18 protein-coding genes are annotated in these 19,252 nt (G+C 66.1%); 15 read left to right on the plus strand and 3 right to left on the minus strand.

Going from position 1 to position 19,252, the window contains the following annotated elements; genetic code table 11:
- The 8 genes from hypF to FLQ44_RS01185 all read left to right on the plus strand — a co-directional run bounded on the left by hypF (nt 1) and on the right by FLQ44_RS01185 (nt 10,304).
- The gene (gene hypF, locus FLQ44_RS01150) at nt 1-2,313 is read left to right on the plus strand and encodes a carbamoyltransferase HypF (protein WP_147692685.1); all 2,313 of its coding nucleotides are present in this window, start codon (nt 1-3) and stop codon (nt 2,311-2,313) included.
- Nucleotides 2,292-2,528 carry a HypC/HybG/HupF family hydrogenase formation chaperone gene (locus tag FLQ44_RS01155; RefSeq protein WP_147692686.1) on the plus strand — a complete coding sequence of 79 codons (237 nt, stop codon included), beginning with the start codon at nt 2,292-2,294 and terminating at the stop codon, nt 2,526-2,528. The genes hypF and FLQ44_RS01155 overlap by 22 nt, the downstream gene beginning before the upstream one ends.
- On the plus strand, nt 2,525-3,649 hold the full coding sequence (hypD, locus tag FLQ44_RS01160) for a hydrogenase formation protein HypD (protein WP_147692687.1): 1,125 nt from the start codon (nt 2,525-2,527) through the stop codon (nt 3,647-3,649). The genes FLQ44_RS01155 and hypD overlap by 4 nt, the downstream gene beginning before the upstream one ends.
- A complete protein-coding gene (hypE, locus tag FLQ44_RS01165; RefSeq protein ID WP_147692688.1) occupies nt 3,646-4,683 on the plus strand; it encodes a hydrogenase expression/formation protein HypE in 1,038 nt (345 codons plus the stop codon). The genes hypD and hypE overlap by 4 nt, the downstream gene beginning before the upstream one ends.
- Nucleotides 4,684-4,722: 39 nt before the next feature.
- Nucleotides 4,723-6,159 carry a sigma-54-dependent transcriptional regulator gene (locus FLQ44_RS01170; protein ID WP_147692689.1) on the plus strand — a complete coding sequence of 479 codons (1,437 nt, stop codon included), beginning with the start codon at nt 4,723-4,725 and terminating at the stop codon, nt 6,157-6,159.
- Between the two features lies 1 nt (nt 6,160).
- The gene (locus tag FLQ44_RS01175; RefSeq protein ID WP_147692690.1) at nt 6,161-7,153 is read left to right on the plus strand and encodes an NADH-quinone oxidoreductase subunit B family protein; all 993 of its coding nucleotides are present in this window, start codon (nt 6,161-6,163) and stop codon (nt 7,151-7,153) included.
- Entirely contained in the window at nt 7,150-8,595 is a 1,446-nt protein-coding gene (locus FLQ44_RS01180; RefSeq protein ID WP_147692691.1) for a nickel-dependent hydrogenase large subunit, read from the plus strand. Before FLQ44_RS01175 ends, FLQ44_RS01180 begins: the two co-directional genes overlap by 4 nt.
- Before the next feature lie 368 nt (nt 8,596-8,963).
- Complete coding sequence (locus FLQ44_RS01185; protein ID WP_147692692.1) at nt 8,964-10,304, plus strand: PAS domain-containing sensor histidine kinase; 1,341 nt, start codon at nt 8,964-8,966, stop codon at nt 10,302-10,304.
- Nucleotides 10,305-10,361: 57 nt separating this feature from the next.
- On the opposite strand, the gene FLQ44_RS01190 is transcribed toward FLQ44_RS01185, so the two are convergent.
- Entirely contained in the window at nt 10,362-10,751 is a 390-nt protein-coding gene (locus FLQ44_RS01190; protein WP_147692693.1) for a hypothetical protein, read from the minus strand.
- A gap of 297 nt (nt 10,752-11,048) precedes the next feature.
- On the opposite strand from FLQ44_RS01190, the gene FLQ44_RS01195 reads away from it, so the two are divergent.
- From FLQ44_RS01195 to FLQ44_RS01220, 6 genes are all read left to right on the plus strand, one after another.
- Nucleotides 11,049-11,483 (plus strand): GNAT family N-acetyltransferase, encoded by a 435-nt coding sequence (locus FLQ44_RS01195; protein ID WP_147692694.1) that lies wholly within the window; start codon nt 11,049-11,051, stop codon nt 11,481-11,483.
- Nucleotides 11,484-11,712: 229 nt separating this feature from the next.
- Nucleotides 11,713-12,291 (plus strand): HupE/UreJ family protein, encoded by a 579-nt coding sequence (locus FLQ44_RS01200; protein WP_147692695.1) that lies wholly within the window; start codon nt 11,713-11,715, stop codon nt 12,289-12,291.
- A gap of 342 nt (nt 12,292-12,633) precedes the next feature.
- Complete coding sequence (locus FLQ44_RS01205) at nt 12,634-13,743, plus strand: hydrogenase small subunit (RefSeq protein ID WP_147692696.1); 1,110 nt, start codon at nt 12,634-12,636, stop codon at nt 13,741-13,743.
- On the plus strand, nt 13,743-15,533 hold the full coding sequence (locus FLQ44_RS01210) for a nickel-dependent hydrogenase large subunit (protein ID WP_147692697.1): 1,791 nt from the start codon (nt 13,743-13,745) through the stop codon (nt 15,531-15,533). The genes FLQ44_RS01205 and FLQ44_RS01210 overlap by 1 nt, the downstream gene beginning before the upstream one ends.
- A 203-nt stretch (nt 15,534-15,736) precedes the next feature.
- Nucleotides 15,737-16,441 (plus strand): Ni/Fe-hydrogenase, b-type cytochrome subunit, encoded by a 705-nt coding sequence (gene cybH / locus FLQ44_RS01215; RefSeq protein ID WP_147692698.1) that lies wholly within the window; start codon nt 15,737-15,739, stop codon nt 16,439-16,441.
- Between the two features lie 125 nt (nt 16,442-16,566).
- Complete coding sequence (locus FLQ44_RS01220; RefSeq protein ID WP_147683761.1) at nt 16,567-16,848, plus strand: HigA family addiction module antitoxin; 282 nt, start codon at nt 16,567-16,569, stop codon at nt 16,846-16,848.
- Nucleotides 16,849-16,852: 4 nt separating this feature from the next.
- Here FLQ44_RS01220 and FLQ44_RS01225 read toward each other — a convergent pair whose 3' ends face one another.
- Nucleotides 16,853-17,284 carry a hemerythrin domain-containing protein gene (locus FLQ44_RS01225; RefSeq protein WP_147692699.1) on the minus strand — a complete coding sequence of 144 codons (432 nt, stop codon included), beginning with the start codon at nt 17,282-17,284 and terminating at the stop codon, nt 16,853-16,855.
- A 303-nt stretch (nt 17,285-17,587) separates the two neighbouring features.
- On the opposite strand from FLQ44_RS01225, the gene FLQ44_RS01230 reads away from it, so the two are divergent.
- Nucleotides 17,588-18,265: a class I SAM-dependent methyltransferase gene (locus FLQ44_RS01230; RefSeq protein WP_170252705.1), complete on the plus strand. Its 678-nt coding sequence runs from the start codon at nt 17,588-17,590 to the stop codon at nt 18,263-18,265.
- 62 nt (nt 18,266-18,327) lie between these two features.
- On the opposite strand, the gene FLQ44_RS01235 is transcribed toward FLQ44_RS01230, so the two are convergent.
- Nucleotides 18,328-19,098, minus strand: coding sequence for a L,D-transpeptidase (locus FLQ44_RS01235; RefSeq protein WP_147692701.1), 771 nt, complete (start codon nt 19,096-19,098; stop codon nt 18,328-18,330).
- Between the last annotated feature and the right edge of the window lie 154 nt (nt 19,099-19,252).

Genomic DNA, 19,252 nt, shown 5'->3' on the forward strand with positions numbered 1-19,252 from the left:
ATGACGCTGCAACGCCGTTGCCTTACCGCCCGTGGCCGCGTGCAGGGTGTGGGGTTTCGCCCGCACGTGTGGTGCGTGGCCAGCGCGCTGGGTTTGGCCGGCCACGTGGCCAACCACGCCAGCGGGGTGGTGATCGAGATAGAAGGCAAGACAGCGCAGCTGGACGCCTTTGCCGTGCAGCTGCTGGCCAGCCTGCCGCCGCAGGCACAGGTGGATAGCCTCACTAGCCACGCGCTGCCAGCGCAGGGCGGGCAGGATTTCGTCATCGCCGCCAGTGAAGGCAGCGCGGCGCAGGTACGGCTACCCGCCGACAGCGCACCGTGCGCCGCGTGTCTAGCCGAGCTGTGCCAGCCCGATGGCCGCCACTGGCGCCACGCTTTCGTCAACTGCACCCAGTGCGGGCCACGCTACAGCGTCACCCGCGCCCTGCCCTACGACCGCAGCGCCACCACGCTGGCCGGCTTTGCGCTGTGCGCGGCCTGCCATGCCGACTACCACCACCCCGCCAGCCGCCGCTTTCATGCCGAACCCACTTGCTGCCCGGCCTGCGGCCCGCAACTGCACTACCTGGGCGCGGATGGTACGCCGCTAGCCGGCGACCCGCTGGCACTGGCGCTGGCCACGCTGCAGGGCGGCGGTATTGTGGCCATAAAAAGCAGCGGCGGCTTTCACCTGGCGTGCGACGCGCGCAACGCTGCGGCCATCGCCCGCCTGCGCCAGCGCAAACACCGCCCGGCCAAGCCGCTGGCGCTGATGGCGGCCAACCTGGCCAGCCTGCACGGCGTGGTACAGCTGGATGCCACCGCCGCCGCGCTGCTGGCCAGCCCGGCGCGGCCCATCGTGCTGCTGCCACGCGGCGAGCTGGCGCTGCCGGATGCACTGGCGCCGGGCCTGGCCGAGCTGGGCGTGCTACTGCCGCCCACACCACTGCACCTGCTGCTATGGCACGAGGCCGCCAGCCGCCCAGCGGGTACCGGCTGGCTGGATCACGCCCAGCCCATGCTGCTGGTGATGACCAGCGGCAACGCCAGCGGCGCGCCGGTGGCCATCGATAACCACGACGCCCTCACTGCGCTGGCCGGCATCGCCGACGGCTTTTTGCTGCACGACCGCGGCATCCACGCCCGCAGCGACGACAGCGTACTGCGTGTCGACGCACTGGGCACGCCCACGCTGCGCCGCAGCCGTGGCTATGTGCCGGACGTGCTGCCGCTGGCTGGCGACGGCGCTACCGTGCTGGCCACCGGCAGCTACCTGAAAAACGCCCCGGCGCTGCTGTACGGCAACGCGGCGCTGCCTGGCGCCCACGTGGGCGACCTGGCACACCCGGCCGCCTGCCTGGCGCTGGAGCACGCCGTGGCTGCGCTGCAGCTACACGCAGGCCACCCGCCGCAGGCCATTGCCTGCGATAACGGCGAGCACTTTGCCAGCCAGCTGGCCGCACAGTTGGCCGCAGCGGCCAAGGTGCCGCTGATACCTGTGGGCCACCACCACGCCCACATCGGCGCCGTATGCGCCGAACACCAGCTGCACGGCCCGGTGCTGGGCCTGGCGCTGGACGGCCACGGTGTAGGCGACGACGGCGGCGCCTGGGGCGGCGAGCTGCTGCTGGTAAACGGCGCACACAGCCAGCGCATCGGCCACCTGGCACCGCTGGCGCTGCCCGGTGGCGATGCCGCCGCGCGCGAACCGTGGCGCGTGGCCGCCGCCTGGCTGCTGCAACACGGCCATGCCGACGAGGCAGAACGCCGCTTTGGTAGCCAGCCGGCGTGGCCGCTACTGGGCCAGCAGCTGGCACGCGGCATCAACACCCCGTACAGCAGCAGCATGGGCCGCTATTTCGACCTGGTGGCCGCGCTGGCCGGCGTGTGCCTGCAGCAAGGCTACGAGGGCGAAGCGCCGCAGCGGCTACAGGCACTGGCCCGCCCCGCCGCGCCACTGGCGGGCGGCTGGCAGATCGATGCGGCCAACGTGTTGCAGTTAACGCCACTACTACCGCAACTGCTGGCCCAGCCCGACGCCGCCGCCATCGCCAGCCTGTGGCACGCCACGCTGGCGGCGGCACTGGCCAGCTGGGTGCTGGCGGCGGCGCAAAACCACACCATCCGCACGGTGGCACTGGGCGGCGGCTGTTTTGCCAACCGCACGCTGCTGGCCGCCCTGCTGCCCCCACTACAACAGGCCGGTCTGGCCGTCTACCACCCGCAGGCCCTGCCGGCCGGCGACGGGGGGCTGGCCGTGGGCCAGGCCTGGGTAGCACGGCAAGTACTGGCCAACAAGGAGACTGACCCATGTGCCTGGCCATGCCGGTAAAAGTAACGGAGCTACTGGCGGGCGATAACGCCCGTGTCGAGGTAGACGGCGTGATGCGCGACGTATCCGTCGCCCTGGTGCCGGGCGTGCAGCCCGGCGATTACGTGATCCTGCACGTGGGTTACGCCATTGGCCGGCTGGACGCCGCCGAGGCCGAAAAAACCCTGGCGCTGATGCACGAGCTGGCCGCGCTGCCGCAGGGGGAACAGCCATGAAATACGTAGACGAATTCCGCCGTGGCGACGTGGCCCGCGGCCTGGCCGCGCGCATTGCCGAGGCGGTACAGCCAGGCCGCAGCTACCGGCTGATGGAATTTTGCGGCGGCCATACCCACGCCATCGCCCGCTACGGGCTGACCGGCCTGCTGCCGGCGGCGGTGCAGCTGATCCACGGCCCCGGTTGCCCGGTGTGCGTGCTGCCCATTGGCCGTATCGATTCCGCCATCGAGCTGGCGCTGCAGCACGGCGCCATCGTCTGTACCTACGGCGACTGCCTGCGCGTACCGGCCAGCAACAAGCTGAGCCTGTACAAGGCGCGGGCGCTGGGCGGCGACGTGCGCATGGTGTATTCCACCGCCGACGCCCTGCAGATCGCCCGCGACAACCCGGCGCGCCAGGTGGTGTTCTTTGCCATCGGCTTTGAAACCACCACCCCGCCCACCGCGCTGGCACTGAAGACGGCACGCGCCGAAGGGCTGGCCAACTTCAGCGTGTTCTGCAACCACGTGCTGACGCCGCCCGCCATGCAGCACCTGCTGGCCGCTGGCGACGCGGTGCAGCTGGACGGCTTCATCGGCCCCTCGCACGTCAGCACCGTCATTGGCAGCGCGCCCTACCAGGCAGTGGCCGACGCCTACGCCAAGCCGGTGGTGATTGCCGGTTTCGAGCCGCTGGACGTACTGCAATCGGTGCTGATGCTGGTAGCGCGCATCAACCGTGGCGAAGCCGGTGTGGCCACGCAGTTCACCCGCGCCGTTACCCCGGACGGCAACGCCACCGCCCGTGCCGTGGTGGCCGACACGCTGGTACTGCGGCCAACCTTTGAATGGCGCGGCCTGGGCCAGGTGCCACAGTCGGCGCTGGCCATCCACCCCGACTACGCCGACTTCGACGCCGAGCGGCGCTTTGCCCTGCCCTACCGCCACGTGCCGGACCACCGTGCCTGCGAGTGCGCCGCCATCCTGCGCGGGCAAAAACAGCCGCAAGACTGCAAGGTGTTCGGCATTGTCTGTACCCCCGATAACCCGCTGGGCTCCTGCATGGTGTCCAGCGAAGGCGCCTGCGCCGCCCACTACCACTACGGCCGCTTTGTCACGCAGCAGGAGCAACCGGCATGAGCCACACCACCAGCAAGCTGGACTTTACCCACGGCCGCATCGACATGACCCACGGCAGCGGCGGCCGCGCCATGGCGCAGCTGGTGGACGAGCTGTTCGCCCCGGCTTTTCGCAACGACTACCTGGCGCAGGGCAATGACCAGGCCATCCTGCCGCCGCCCGGCGGCCGCCTGGCCATGGCCACCGACAGCCACGTGATCTCGCCGCTGTTCTTCCCCGGCGGCGACATCGGCAGCCTGGCGGTGCACGGCACGGTAAACGACCTGGCCATGGGCGGCGCCACGCCGCTGTACCTGAGCGCCGGCTTTATTCTGGAAGAAGGCCTGCCGCTGGCCGAGCTGCAGCGCATCGTGCACAGCATGGCCGCCGCCGCGCGCGACGCCGGCGTGCGCATTGTGACCGGCGACACCAAGGTGGTAGAACGCGGCCACGGCGACGGCGTGTACATCAACACCACCGGTATCGGCGTGGTGGCCGACGGCGTGCAGCTGTGCGGCAGCCAGGCACAGCCGGGCGATGCGATTCTGGTATCCGGCAGCCTGGGCGAGCACGGCATGGCGGTGATGAGCCAGCGCGAAAACCTGGGCTTTGCCAGCCCCATCGTGTCCGACAGCGCCGCACTGCACACGCTGGCGGCGGCGCTGATGGCGGCCAGCCCCGGCCTGCGCCTGATGCGCGACCCCACCCGTGGCGGCCTGGCCACCACGCTGAACGAAATCGCCCGCCAGTCCGGCGTGGGCATGCAGCTGCAGGAAGACGCCATCCCGCTGCAGCCAGCGGTGCGCGCCGCCTGCGAGTTCCTGGGCCTGGACCCGCTGTACGTGGCCAACGAGGGCAAGCTGGTGGCCATCTGCCCGGCACACGAGGCCGACGCCGCGCTAGCCGCGCTGCGCGCCCACCCGCTGGGCCGCCATGCGGCCAACATTGGCCAGGTGGTGGCCGATGCGCACCACTTTGTGCGGGTACGCACGCCGTTTGGCGGCGAGCGCCTGCTGGACTGGCTGGCCGGCGAGATGCTGCCGCGCATTTGCTAAGCCCCGCTACAATACGCCCATGCTACAGAAAGACACGCCATGAGCCCCCAAGCTACCGTTTTGCTGGTGGACGACGAAATCCGCTCGCTTGAAGCGCTGCAACGCACGCTGGAAGACGACTTCACGCTGTTTACCGCCAGCAGCGCCGACGAGGCGCTGGCCATCCTGGAAAGCGAATTCATCCAGGTGATCGTTACCGACCAGCGCATGCCGGACATGACCGGTGTGGCGCTGCTGCGCCGCGTGCGCGAGCGCCACCCGCAGGTGGTGCGCATCATTCTGTCCGGCTACACCGACAACGCCGACATCATCGCCGCCGTGAACGAAGCCGGCATTTATCAGTACCTGCTCAAGCCCTGGCACCCGGAAAGCCTGCTGCTGACCGTACAGGGCGCGGCCGAGCTGTTCCGCCTGCAGCAGGACAACGAGCTGCTGAACGTAGAGCTGAAAACCTCGGCGCCGTGGCTGCAAAGCCGGGTGGATGGCAAGCGCCGCGAGCTGAAAGCCCGCCACGCCATGGCCAATATCACCCGCGCACCGGACAGCCCGCTGGGCCAGGTGTGCGCGCTGCTGGAACGCGTGGCCGGCTTTGACATTGCCGTGCTGATAGAAGGCGAATCCGGCGTGGGCAAAGAGCTGCTGGCGCGGGCGCTGCACTACGCCAGCCACCGCCGCGAGCGCCCTTTTGTGGTGGAAAACTGCGCCGCCATGCCGGAGCAGCTGCTGGAAAGCGAGCTGTTCGGCCACAAGCGCGGGGCGTTTACCGGCGCTTACCAAGACCACGTCGGCCTGTTTCAACAAGCCGACGGCGGCACCATTTTTCTGGATGAAATCGGCGAAACCTCGCCCGCCTTCCAGGCCAAGCTGCTGCGCGTGCTGCAAGAAGGCGAAATCCGCCCGGTGGGCAGCCCGCGCCCGCTGAAAGTAGACGTGCGCGTGGTATCGGCCACCAACCGCAAGCTGGCCGAGCTGGTGCGCGAGGGGCGCTTTCGCGAAGACCTGTACTACCGGCTGTCGGCCTTTGCCGTGACCGTGCCGCCGCTGCGCGAACGGCCAGCCGATATCCCACTGATTGCCGAAAAGCTGCTGGACGAAGCCCGCCAGCACTACCAGCGCCCCGGCCTCACCCTGCTACCGGCCACGCTGGACGCGCTGCGGCTGTACCGCTGGCCCGGCAATGTGCGCCAGCTGCGCAACGAGCTGAACCGCATGCTGGTGCTAGCCGATGGCGACGCGCTGGGCGCCGAGCTGCTCTCGCCCGAGGTGCTGCAAGCCGCCGCCGAAGAACAAGTGGCCGAGCTGGCGTTTCTGGCCGGCATCGAGGGCGACCTCAAAACGCGGCTGGAGGCGCTGGAACAACGCATCCTGAAAGAAACGCTTACCCGCCAGCGCTGGAACAAAACCCGCGCCGCCGAAGAACTGGGCCTGTCGCGGGTAGGCCTGCGCAGCAAGCTCACGCGCTATGGGCTGGAATAATATGAAACCCGCTACCCTGGTGTGGCTGCAAAGCGGCGGCTGCGGCGGCTGTACGCTGTCGGCGCTGTGCGCGGAAAGCCCCGACTTTTTCACCGCGCTGGCCGATAGCGGCATCCGCCTGGCCTACCACCCGTCGCTGACCGAGGCCAGCGGCGACGAGGTGGCCCCGCTGCTGGCGGGGTTGGCCGCAGACGGTATCGACATCCTGTGCCTGGAAGGCTCGGTGATGCTGGGCGCCGACGGGCGCTTCCATATCAGCGGTGCCGCACACCAGCCCTACTACCAGCAGATCGCCGCGCTGGCCGCGCGCGCGCGCTACGTGGTGGCGGTGGGCACCTGCGCGGCCTACGGCGGCATTACCGCCGCGGGCGACAACCTGACCGGTGCCACCGGGCTGGCGTGGCAGGGCAGCCAGCCCGGCGGCCTGCTGGGCGATGGTTTTGCCGGCAGCAGCGGCCTGCCGGTAGTGAACATCAGCGGCTGCCCCACCCACCCCGGCTGGGTGCTGGAAACGCTGGCGCTGCTGGCTGCCGACGCGCTGCGCGCCAGCGACCTGGACCCGCTGGGCCGGCCGCGTTTTTACGCCGACAAGCTGGTGCACCACGGCTGCGACAAAAACGAGTTTTACGAATTCAAGGCCAGCGCCGAAGCGCCCGGCCAGCAGGGCTGCCTGATGGAGTTTGTCGGCTGCAAAGGCACGCAGGCGCACGCCGACTGCAATATCCGCACCTGGAACGGCGAAGGCTCCTGCCTGACCGGCGGCTACCCGTGCATCAACTGCACCGCGCCAGACTTTGCCGACCCCGGCCACGCGTTTTTCGAGACGCCCAAGATTGCCGGCTTCCCGGTGGGCCTGCCGACCGACATGCCCAAGGCCTGGTTTGTGGCGCTGTCCACGCTGTCCAAATCTGCCACACCCACGCGGGTGAAGGTTAACGCCACGCAGGACCGCATCACCATGCCGCCCTCGCTCCCCAAAAAGAACACCCCATGACACGACGCATACTGGGCCCGCTGGGCCGTGTGGAAGGCGACCTCACCCTGACGCTGGATCTGCAAGATGGCAAGGTGGCCGCCGCCGAGGCCACCAGCGGGCTGTTTCGCGGCTTCGAGCGCATTCTGGTAGGCCGCCAGGCCATGGACGCGCTGGCCATTGTGCCGCGCATCTGCGGCATCTGTTCGGTATCGCAGTCGGTGGCCGCTGCGCGGGCGCTGGCACAGCTGTACAACGTGACCCCGCCGGCCAACGGCGAACGCGTGACCAACCTGATCCACGCTGTAGAAAACGTGGCCGACCACCTGTCGCACTTCTACCTGTTTTTCATGCCGGATTTTGCCCGCGACGCCTACGCCGGCCACGGCTGGCACGCCGATATCCGCGCCCGCTTCAAGGCGGTAGAAGGCAGCGCGCACGCCCCCATGTTGGCCGCACGCGCCACGCTGATGCGCTTTATGGGCACGCTGGCCGGGCACTGGCCGCACTCCATGGTGATCCAGCCTGGTGGTGTCAGCCGCACCGTTACCGCTGCCGAACGCGTGCGGCTGGGGCAGTGGCTGGCGGCGTTTCGCCGCTTTCTGGAACAACACACCTACGGGGTGCCCTTGCAAGAGGTGGCCGCCTGGGACAGCCCCGCGGCGCTGGCCGACTACGCCGCCCGCCAGCCGCAAGCCGACCTGGCGCGTTTTCTGCAGCTGGCCGATAGCCTGGGCCTGGCCGCACTGGGCCGCTGCGACGCGCCGCTGATTGCCGGCCCGGCCTACCTGGAAGGCGAAGGTGGCAGCGCCTGGTCGCCCGCCGGGGTGTGGCAGCAGGGCAAAACCGACGTGCTGGATACCGCGCAGATCCGCGAACACAGCCGCCACGCCTGGCTGGTGGACTACGGCCCCACCCACCCGTTTGACGACGACACCCTGCCGGTGCCGGACAAAACCGACGCCTACAGCTGGAGCAAAGCACCACGGCTGGCCGGGCAGCCGGCGCAAACCGGCGCCATCGCCCGCGCCCTGCTGCGCCGCGACCGGCTGACCACTGCGCTGGTGCAGGCGCAAGGCAGCACCGTGTACACCCGCGTGCTGGCACGGGTGCGCGAAATGGCGCTGCTGGTGCTGCAGATGCAGGGCTGGCTGGCCGCCATCGAGCTGGCCGCGCCGTTCCAGACCGCCCTGCCCGCCCACCCGCTGTACGCCCGTGGCGAAGGCCTGACCGAAGCCGCACGCGGCATGCTGGGCCACTGGGTCACGCTGGACGGCAGCCGCATCCAGCGCTACCAGATCATCGCGCCCACCACCTGGAACTTCTCGCCGCGCGATAGCCACGGCCAGCCCGGCCCGCTGGAAGCCGCCCTGCTGGGTACCGTGGCCGACGACGCGCAGGCGCTGGCGGTGCAGCACATCGTGCGCAGCTTCGACCCGTGCCAGGTGTGCACGGTGCAGTAGGACAGGTTTTACCCCATGAGCGAATACAGACACCTTAGCCATGTGCCCCATCCCGTTGGCGCGAGCCGGGCAAAACGGTTTGCCCCAGGGTTTAAGACGCCGATTTGTTTGAGCCCCGCGCCGTTAGCAAGGGGCGAGTTCGGCGGCGCCTGGGGCGGGCCGTTAGGCGCGGGGTTTCGAGCAGCCCCGGGTCGCCTTTTCTTTGGGTACTTTCTTTTGGCGAAGCAAAAGAAAGTACCCCGTCCGCCGGGCGGAACCGGCTATGTTCATCACCATCCGCAGCGCGGATTCACTATCGTCCGTCAACCATCCGGCCCTATTCACACGGCTCACAGAAAAAGCTGATAGACAGAGAAACGAGCAAAGCCATGCCCGACAAACTCAGCAGCAGTGCCGAAGCCACCCGCCTGGGCGGCGAGCTGGCCGAAGAAGCCTGGATCGACGTGATACGCCGCATGGACCAGGTGTACACCGAGCTGGTGCAATCGCAGGAAACGCTGGAAGCCAAGCACCGCGAGCTGGCCGACGCGCACCGCTTTACCGAAGGCGTGCTGGAAGCCATGACCGACGTGATGGTGGTGTGCGACACCCTGGGCCAGGTGCGCCAGGTGAACCGCGCCATGGTGTCGCTAACCGGGCTGAGCGAAAGCCTGCTCACCGCCTGCAAGCTCACCGACCTGGTGCCGGGCGAGGCCGAGCGCGAGCTGCTGCTGCAAAGGTTGGCCGCAGGCAATGCCGAGGGCTGCGATATCGAAATCGCCCTGATCGCCCATAACGGCGAGGCCATACCGGTAACCTGGAACGTCAGCGCCCTGTACGACGGCGAACGCCGCTACAGCGGCTTTGTGGCGGTGGGCCGCCCGGTGGGCGAGCTGAAAAAAGCCTACGCCGAGCTGAAGCAGGCGCACGAGGCGCTCAAGGCCGCGCAGGCGCAGCTGGTGCAGGCCGAGAAAATGGCGTCGCTGGGGCGGCTGGTAGCCGGTGTGGCGCACGAGCTGAACAACCCTATCAGCTTTATCGTGGGCAATACCCACGCCATGCAGCGCTACGCCGGCAAGCTGCAACAGTATCTGGCTGCGGTGCATGCGGCCAACCCGGACGCGGGCGCGCTGCGCCAGCAGCTAAAGATAGACCGCCTGCTGGCCGACCTGCCGTCGCTGCTGGACGGGCTGATGGAAGGCGCCCAGCGCAGCAGCGCCATTGTGGACGCGCTCAAGCGCTTTTCCGCCATCGAAACCGACACCCGCCAGCGCGTAAACCTGGCCGAGGCGGTACAGCGTGCGCTGCACTGGGTGGGCCAGGCCGCACCGCACCGCGTGAGCGTGCAGTGCCACGGGCTGGAGAGCGCGCTGTGGGTCACCGGCTCGGCCAACCAGCTGCAGCAGGTACTGGTGAACCTGATCCAGAACGCCTACGACGCCGTAGAGACCCAGGCGGCTCCGGCGCTGGTGCTCACACTGGCCAGCGCCCAGGGCCGGGTGCTGTTAAGCGTGGCCGACAACGGCCCCGGCATTGCTGCGGCCAACCTGGCGCGCATCTTCGACCCGTTCTTTACCACCAAGCCGGTGGGCAAAGGCACCGGCCTGGGCTTGTCGATCAGCTACGGTATTGTGGAGCAGCACGGCGGCACGCTGGCCGCGGCCAACCTGGCAGACGGCGGCGCCTGCTTTACGCTGACCCTGCCCACCGCCGCAAGCGGCACGCCATAAAACAAAACCCCCTGCGCTGCATGGCTGCAGCCAGGGGGTTTTGCCCGTGCTGGCGGTTTATTCGCTAGCCGGTTTTTTCTTGCTGCGCGAGCGTTTGGCCGGTGCTGCCTTCTCTGCCACCTCGGCGGCAGGCGCAACCTCGGCGGGGGCGGGCTGCTCGGGCTGCCGCTCGGGGTGCTGCTCGGCTTCGCTGGGCAGCATCAGCTCGGGGTATTCGCCAAACAGGCGCTCTATCAGCTTGCTGCGCGCATCGATATGGTGCCCCAGGCGCCAGTCTTGCAGCAGCTGGATGGCAATCTCGAAAAACGGGTAGTCAATCTCGTACAGGCGGTGCAGCTCGTATGGCTGCTGCAGCTGCAGCGCCAGCGCCAGGTGTTTCAGTGTTTCCAGCTGCTGCGGGTCGGCCCCGGCGTCCATCAGTTTCTTGATACGTTTGGCAGCGTTCATACTTACTCCTTTGAGGTGACAAGACAAACAAGGTCAGGCTAACACACTGACAAACAAGCGTTTAAGACCTGCATCATCTCTCCCCGTATTAAAAAAAAGCCCGCCTAGGCGGGCAAACCATCCGAAACGGGACAGAAACAAATAAGGAGAGACGCGGCAAACCATGCAAAACCCGCGCAGGTCCCAATCTAAGGCAGCAACATGACAGCAGCGTGACAGATATTATTGCCACCACACGGTTGGCCGCACCGCGCTGCCAATGTATGTTGATGCCTTGCGTTGCAACCGGCTAACACCATGACACTCACCCTTTCCCCGGCAGCCGCCAGCGATGCCCAGGCCATGGAACAGCTCATCCGGCAGGCCATGGCGCCCTGCTACGCCCGCCATGCGCTGCAGTGGGACAGTGCTGCGTTTCACCTGCAGCTGGCCACTACCCGTAACCACTGGCTGTACTGGCATGGCCAGCTGGCCGGCGTGCTGCGCTACCAGCAAGATGGCCAGGCCCTGTACCTGCGGGACCTGCATATCGTGCCCACGCTGCGTGGCCAGGGGCTGGGTGGCATGGCGCTGGCCCAGCTGGCTACCCTGGCACGGCTATGCGGTAACACGGCCATACGGCTGCGCACTTTTGCCGACAGCCCGGCGCTGCACTTCTATCTGCGCCATGGCTACCAGCAAGTACGGCAAGACGGGCCGCTGGCCGGGCTGGCATACCCACTAAGCAGATAGCCGCGACAGACACCGCGCACAGGCAAGCTGCTTGCCATCCCCGCCACAACAGTGCAAAGCCGCTTGCCAGCGGCTGTAACGCCAGCCGTTACAGCGCAGCACCATCCCATTGAAAAACAGCCACTTGCCCCACCCGCCTACCTAGCGCTGTAGCTGGCATGCTTCCTGCAGTGCCGGCTGCATGCCCGGGCCAAAACGGGCAAGACACGCATCCCACCTGGAGACACCGATGACCCCGACCCGCAGCTTGCTGGCTGGCGCCCTGAGCCTGGCCACCCTGCCCGCGCTGGCCCACACCGGCCATAACGATACTTTTAACCTGCTGTCCGGCATGGCACACCCGACAGGCGGGCTGGACCACCTGCTGGCCATGGTGGCCGTAGGCCTGTGGGCCGCCGCGCACCAGGGCAAGGTACGCCTGGCCGCGCCCGCCACCTTTGTGCTGGCCATGCTGGGCGGCTGCCTGCTGGGCGCTGCCGGTATGGCGCTGCCTGCCGTGGAGCCCGGTATTGCCCTGTCGGTACTGGTACTGGGCCTGATGGTTGCAGCCGGTAGCCGCGTACCGGCCAGCATCGGCCTGCCGCTGATTGCCGCTTTCGCACTGGTACACGGCCACGCCCACGGTGCCGAAGCCCCCGCTGGCAGCCTGGCCGGCTATATGGCCGGTTTTGTCCTGGCAACCGCTGCCCTGCACGCCGCCGGCCTGGTAGCCGGCCGCACCCTGCTGGCGCGCGCCAGCCTGTGGGCCCGTGCCACCGGTGCTGCCATTGCCGCCAGCGGTGCCTGGCTACTGGCCGGCAGCCTGTAATACCCCGCGCGCAGCCCTTGCCTGGCGAGGGCTGCACGAGTGGTATTGCCGCTCACACTCCTCCATCCAAACCTGGTTGTTATGCATGACAACAGCCGGGCAGGCCGCCCCCCGCGCCTGCCCGGTATTTTTTTGCCTGCACGGCAGACAGGCGGCCGCACAGCGGGCAGCCAGTTGGCCGCACCCACTGCAAAGCCGCTTACCACCCTGCTGCAGCGTGCCGCACAAACACCATTAAAAACAGCATCTTGCACACCCACGCAAGCTGGCACGCTTCTTGTAACAGGCTGCCACCCATGTTGTAACCACCCCCCTACAAAACAGAATAAGGCAGAGACCACGATGGAGACTTTCTACCAGGCCATGCGGCGCCAGGGTGTTACCCGCCGCAGCTTTCTGAAGTTCTGCAGCCTCACCGCCACCTCGATGGGTTTGGGCTCGGCCTTTGTGCCGCGCATCGCCCAGGCACTGGAAACCAAACCGCGCACGCCGGTGATCTGGCTGCACGGGCTGGAATGCACCTGCTGCACCGAATCGTTTATCCGCTCGGCGCACCCGCTGGCCAAAGACGCCATCCTGTCGCTGATCTCGCTGGACTACGACGACACCATCATGGCTGCCGCCGGCCACCAGGCCGAAGCCATCCTGGATGAGATCATGGAAAAGCACAAAGGCGAGTACATCGTGGCCATCGAGGGCAACCCGCCGCTAAACGAAGACGGCATGTTCTGCTTCCCTGGCGGCGAGCCCTTCGTGGAAAAACTCAAGCGCGTCTCGGCCGACGCCAAGGCGCTGATCGCCTGGGGTTCCTGTGCCAGCTGGGGCTGCGTGCAAGCGGCCAAACCCAACCCTACCCGCGCCACGCCGGTACACCAGGTGATTCTGGACAAGCCCATCATCAAGGTGCCGGGCTGCCCGCCCATCCCCGAAGTGATGGCCGCCGTGATTACCTATATGGTCACCTTCGACCGCATCCCCGAGCTAGACCGCCAGGGCCGCCCCAAGATGTTCTACGGCCAGCGTATTCACGATAAATGCTACCGCCGCCCGCACTTCGATGCCGGCCAGTTTGTGGAAACCTGGGACGACGAAGGCGCACGCAAGGGCTACTGCCTGTACAAGGTGGGCTGCAAAGGCCCCACCACCTACAACGCCTGCTCCACCGTGCGCTGGAACGGCGGCGTGAGCTGGCCGGTGCAAAGCGGCCACGGCTGCATAGGCTGCTCGGAAGACGGCTTCTGGGACAAGGGCTCGTTCTACGACCGCGTCACCAGCATTCCGCAGTTCGGTATCGAAGCCAACGCGGACCAGATCGGCATGACCGTGGCCGGTGGCGTGGGCGCTGCCATTGCCGCGCATGCCGCGGTCAGCGCCATCAAGAGCACGGTACTGAAAAAGCAGGACCTGAAGCCGCTGGATGACACCCAGAACAAGAACAAGGAGAACGTGTAATGGCCTACCAGACCCAAGGCTTTACCCTGGACAACAGCGGCCGCCGCGTAGTGGTAGACCCGGTAACCCGTATCGAAGGCCACCTGCGCTGCGAAGTAAACCTCGACAGCAACAATGTGATTACCAATGCCGTGTCCACCGGCACCATGTGGCGCGGGCTGGAGGTGATCCTGAAAGGCCGCGACCCGCGCGACGCCTGGGCGTTTGTGGAGCGCATCTGCGGCGTGTGCACCGGCACCCACGCGCTGACCTCGGTTCGTGCAGTAGAAGACGCGCTGAAGATCAATATCCCCGAAAACGCCAACCTGATCCGCAACATGATGCAGGCGGCGCTGTACGTGCACGACCACCTGGTGCACTACTACCATCTGCACGCGCTGGACTGGGTAGACGTGATATCGGCACTAAAGGCCGACCCCAAGCGCACCAGCGAGCTGGCGCAAAGCATTTCCAGCTGGCCACTGTCCAGCCCCGGCTACTTCCGTGACCTGCAGTCGCGGCTGAAGCGCTTTGTGGAAAGCGGCCAGCTGGGCCCGTTCCGTAACGGCTACTGGGGCCACCCGGCCATGAAGCTACCGCCGGAAGCCAACCTGATGGCGGTAGCACACTACCTGGAAGCGCTGGATTTCCAGAAAGAAATCGTCAAGATCCACACCATCTTCGGCGGCAAGAACCCGCACCCGAACTGGCTGGTAGGCGGCATGCCGTGCGCCATCAACGTGGATGACACCGGCGCGGTGGGCGCCATCAATATGGAGCGGCTGAACCTGGTGAAACAGGTGATCGACCGCACCATCGAATTCTGCGAACAGGTCTACGTGCCGGACGTGATCGCCATTGCCGGCTTCTACCCCGAGTGGTTCAAGATCGGCGGCGGCCTGGCCGGCCAGAGCCTGCTGTCCTACGGCGACTTCCCGGCCCGCGCCAACGACTACAGTGCGGCCAACCTGCTGCTGCCACGTGGCGCCATCATCAACGGCAAGTTCAGCGAGATCCACCCGGTAGACCTGTACGCGCCGGACGAGATCCAGGAGTTCGTTACCCACAGCTGGTACAGCTATGGTGACGACAAAAAAGGCCTGCACCCGTTTGATGGCATTACCGAGCCCAAATTCGAGCTGGGGCCAAACCACAAGGGCACCAAGACGCGCATCGAGTCGCTGGACGAGTCGGCCAAATACTCGTGGATCAAGTCGCCACGCTGGAAAGGCCACGCCATGGAGGTGGGCCCGCTGGCGCGCTACCTGATTGGCTACCACCAGAACAAAGCCGAGTTCAAGGAGCCGGTAGACGCGCTGCTGAAGCACTTCAACGCGCCGCTGGAAGCCATGTTCTCCACCAACGGCCGCACCGCCGCGCGCGCGCTGGAGTCGGTATGGGCCGCACGCCAGATGGCCAGCTTCTACGACCAGCTGATCGCCAATATCAAGAACGGCGACACCGCCACGGCCAACGTCGAAAAATGGGACCCGGCCACCTGGCCGGCGTCGGTAAAAGGCGTGGGCTTTACCGAGGCACCACGCGGCGCGCTGGGCCACTGGCTGAAAATCGAGAACACCAAGATCGACAGCTACCAGTGCGTGGTACCCACCACCTGGAACGCCGGCCCCCGCGACGACAAGGGCCAGATCGGCGCCTACGAAGCCTCGCTGATGGGCACCAAGATGGCGGTGGCAGACCAGCCGCTGGAGATACTGCGCACGCTGCACAGCTTCGACCCCTGCCTGGCTTGCTCTACCCACGTGATCGGCGACGATGGCGGCGAGCTGGTCAAGGTACAGGTGCGCTAACGGCCAAGGTTGGCCGCATGCGGCCAACCCTGCGCCCCCAGACCCGGCTGCCGCCACCGCACACCCCGGCGGCGGCCCGGTCGCCGGAATAGCCCGCGGCGGGGGCTGCACTCCCCTGCCGCGGCGCTGCCGGTTTATCAGAGCCGTGTCACAGCCCGCGCCACTGTCGTAGCAGGCTGTGACCCAAGACTCAGGAGCAAGCGATGAAAAGCTATGATTTTGACGGCAAGGCCCCGCAGGGGGTTAGCCGCAAGGTAACGTCGGTTTACGTGTACGAGGCGCCGGTACGGCTGTGGCACTGGGTCACCGTGCTGTGCATCATTATCTTGTCGCTGACCGGCTATTTTATTGGCAAGCCGCTACCCAGCGTGCCGGGCGAGGCCACCTTCCAGTACGTGATGGGCTATATCCGCTTTGCCCACTTTGCTGCCGGCTATGTGCTGGCAGTGGGGCTGGTGGGGCGGCTGTATTGGGCTATCGTGGGCAACCACCACGCGCGCGAGATCATTCTGGTGCCGGTGTGGGATAAGGCGTGGTGGAAAGAATTTTTCTTCGAGATCCGCTGGTACCTGTTTATCGAGCGCTACCCCAAGAAATACATCGGCCACAACCCGGTAGGCCAGATCGCCATGGCCAGCTTTATCTGGGCCACGCTGTTCATGTGCGCCAGCGGCTTTGCGCTATACGGCGAAGGCACCGGTGAGGGCAGCTGGGCGCATACCGCCTTTAACTGGGTGATTGTGGCGTTTGGCAATAGCCTGGACGTGCACAGCTGGCACCGCCTGGGCATGTGGGCGATTTTGCTGTTTGTGATGATCCACGTGTACGCCGCCATCCGCGAGGACATCATGTCCAAGCAGAGCATGGTCTCCACCATGATCAGCGGCTTTCGCATGTTCAAGGATTAGCGCCTGCCGACAGGCTTTTTGTGTTACGCCGGCACGCTGCGCGCTGCCGGCAAACGATAGTTGTAGAGTGTGTGGGTAAGTTTGGGCCGGGGGCGACCCCGGCCATTTTTTCAGAGGTTGGCCGCATGGCACGCAATATCCTGACCACCCGTACCCCTATCGCCCCCGGGCGCTTTCTGTACAGCCGCTTTCTGCGCCCGGCCGGCCTCACGCAAACGCATGCGGCCAACCAGCTGGGGCTGTCGCGCCGCCGCCTGAACGAAATCATCCAGGGCCACCGCAGCATTACCCCCGATACCGCGCTGCGGCTATCGCTGCTGTTTGGCCTGCCGCCGCGCTTCTGGCTGGATCTGCAGGGCGACTGGGACCTGGCGCAAGCACGGCGCAAGCTGCAGCAAGCCGCCTGACCGTTCAGCCGGGTGGCACGCCCGGCCAGCGCAGCGCCACCCACTGCGCGGTACTGAGCTGGCAAAACGGGTAAAGAATGCTTTCTTCCTTGTCAAAGTGCTGCTGTAGCTGGCGTTGCAGCACGCCGGCCAGCGGGCCGCACACTGCAGCATCGTGCTGCTGTACGGCCTGGAATAATGCTTCCATCAGCTCGCGCAGCTGCTCGTGCTCGTAGCGCATCACCTCGGTAGGCCCGTGCTGCTGGCCGCTTAGCTGTTCGTACAGTGGGTACAGCACCTGCTCTTCGTCGGCAAAGTGGCTGTCCAGCTCGGCACAAAAGTCATGGCAGGCGCGCTGTGCCTGCGCCCACTGCTGCTGCACGATATGGCACTGCAAGGCGTCAAACAGCTGCTGGCAATGGCGGTGTATGTGTATCAGATAGTCTGCTGGTTTCATCGGGTGTCCGGTGTCCTGGTAGCCCTGGCAGCACCGTGCTGTACGGGCTGATTTCAGTATTGCACCGCCCGGCTACCCGTAACTGACGCGGATCAAATGCGGCCCCACCTACCCACACAGCATGCCAAAACAGGCCAGCGCAGACCCGGGAGCAGACTGTGCTACCATGCTGGCTCTTGTCTCCCCTCTTTTCCCGCCTGCTTTACCCGATGTTCTCATCGCCCAAGCATCGCCTCTGCCCTTTGGTCGCGACGTCTGTTCGACGCACATAGAGTCCAGCTCGTACCGCACCAAAGGTTTGCCATGCCAGGCTATGCAGTGAAAACCCAGCACGTTCACGTGGCTGGGGCGCCCGATCTCGTCATCCGATCCCTGCTGGATAACCAGCAATACGCCGACCCGCTGGGCGAAGCCGCCGCACTGGGTATTTCCGCAGCCAGCTGGCCATTGTTTGGCCTGGTATGGCCATCGGCACAAAAGCTGGCCGACCTGATGCAAGGCTGGGAGCTGGGCACACAACGCATTCTGGAAATAGGCTGCGGCCTGGGGCTGGCCAGCCTGGTAGTACAGCGCCGCGAAGGCAATATCACCGCCAGCGACTGCCACCCGCTGACCGCCGGCTTTCTGGCGGCCAACGTGGCGCTGAACGCGCTGCCACCGCTGCCCTACCTTACCGGCAACTGGGGGCACACCAACCCGGGGCTGGGCGAGTTCGACCTGATCATCGGCAGCGATGTGCTGTACGAGCGCGACCAGCCGCTGACCCTGGCGGCGTTTATTGCCCTGCATGCGGCCCCGGCCGCGCAGGTCATCATCATCGACCCGAACCGTGGCAACCGCAGCCTGTTTCACCGCCAGATGGCCTTGCTGGGCTTTACGCTGAGCGAAAGCATGATCGAGGCCCCGCTGTGGGACGGCACCCCCTACCGTGGCCGCCTGCTGCACTACCAGCGCAGCCTGCCACCCGCCAGCCTGTGCTAGCGGCACCAGGCCAAACAAAAAGCCCACCGCGAAGGTGGGCTTTTTCTATACAGCGGGCAGCGCTAGCTCGGGCTCATCACCGGCGCCTTGCTCTGCAGGGCACGCCCCTGCACCGGCACGGTGGCATCCTGCCGCACCGGCTCCTGGTCTACGCTGAGCCAGCGCTTCATGCTCAGCCCGCCGGTTACCGTGGCCGTGGCCGCATCCTTGCACGACAGGCACACCGGCTTGCCGGTACGCTCGCGTATCGCCGCATCTACCCTGGCGCCGTGCAGCACTTTGGATTTGTCACGCTGCCATTCCAGCAGCGTATTGGCCAGGTGGCGGTAGGATGGGTCTTTCATGCCGTAGATATCACGGTAGGCGGTAAGCCACAGCTCGCCAGCCTCGTCTTCGTTCAGCACCAGCGGCTGGTAGGCAATGGTCACTTGTGCGCCGTTGCTCACCCAATCGGCCAGCGCCAGCGCGTTTTCGTTTTTCAGGCGTACACAGCCATGGCTACGCACCCCCGGCACGCTGCCGGGCTGGTTGGTGCCATGAAAGCCCAGGCCCAGGCGCGGCTCGCCAAAACGGATGAACACCTTGCCCAGCGGGTTTTCCGGCCCCGGTGGCACCTCGGTTTTCACCGGCTGGCCTTTTTTGGCCATTTCAGCCTGGATGGACTTGGGCACATGCCAGGTAGGGTCGCGGTGTATACCGGTAATACTGTAGCTGCCAGTGGGCGTACGCGTGATCTGCTTGCCCACCGCTACCGGGTAGCTGCGCAGCAAAACACCATCCTGATACAGCAACACGCGGGTTTGCGGCAGGTTTACCACCAGATGCTGGCCCACGGGGGCAATCTCGACATCCGGTTCAGGGGTAGACGCCCATACAGTGCTACTGACTAAGGCAAAGAGGGCAAGGCTGGGCTTGAGTGTCAATTTGGTACTTTGAACAGGTTGCAATAGCAAGGATGGTAGCAGATGCGGGGCAGTTTGTTGCAAT

It is taken from the genome of Vogesella mureinivorans (assembly GCF_007644035.1).
GTDB lineage: Bacteria > Pseudomonadota > Gammaproteobacteria > Burkholderiales > Chromobacteriaceae > Vogesella > Vogesella mureinivorans.